Genomic DNA, 711 nt, shown 5'->3' with positions numbered 1-711 from the left:
GGTCCGGACCTGGCTGAGGTCCTCACCGAAGGTGACGTCGCGGACCCAGTGCAGCCGGTTCTCGACCAGCCAGTGCTCGCGGACGAACGCGGCGAGCCGGGTCGGGCTGGCCTGATGTGTCGCCACGCTGGTGATCAGGTAGGCAGCCTCGGTCTCGGCGGGTCCGCCGGCGAGCGGCTGACGTCGGCGGGTGATCCGTACCGCCTGCACGGCGTGCGGGAACAGCAGTCCGGCGCGGACCTCGGTGGCTTTCACCGTGCGCCGCTCGCGGCGGCCGTGGCCACGCTCGACGGTCCGCGCGGTGGTCCTCACCTGGCCCCAGGGCAGGGCCGCGAGCTGGGCATACAGGCTGGGCTGGTTCGCCTTCACCGTCAGGATGTAATGCGCCCCGCGGCTGATCAGCCAGCGGGCGGTTTCGGTCTGGGTATGCAACGCGTCCGCGGTGACGATCACACCGGTCAGGTCGAGACCGGCGAGCAGGACAGGCAGCGCGGGGATCTCGTTCGTCTTCGCGTCCACCGCGACCTGGCCGAGCACGACACCGGTGTCATGGTCGAGGGCTGCGAGCAGATGCCGACCGGTGACCTCGCCGGTGCGGGAGCCACGCAGGGTCTTGCCGTCGACCGCGACCCGCCGCCGCGTCCCCGTGTCCGGGCTGGTCGCCGCGACGGCCCACGCTCCCAACGCCGTGTCCAGCGCGTCAGCGTCCAA

General features: G+C 72.0%; 1 protein-coding gene. It reads right to left on the bottom strand.

Annotation, left to right across the window (positions count from 1 at the left end; translation table 11 throughout):
• On the bottom strand, nucleotides 1-711 hold a 711-nt coding region (locus AB1460_RS38015), incomplete at both ends, for an ISAs1 family transposase (RefSeq protein WP_368967445.1).

This window comes from Parafrankia sp. FMc2, assembly GCF_041008525.1.
Lineage (GTDB): Bacteria > Actinomycetota > Actinomycetes > Frankiales > Frankiaceae > Parafrankia.
The sequence above is the reverse complement of the archived record's forward strand: the minus strand, read 5'-3'. Positions and strand labels throughout refer to the sequence as shown.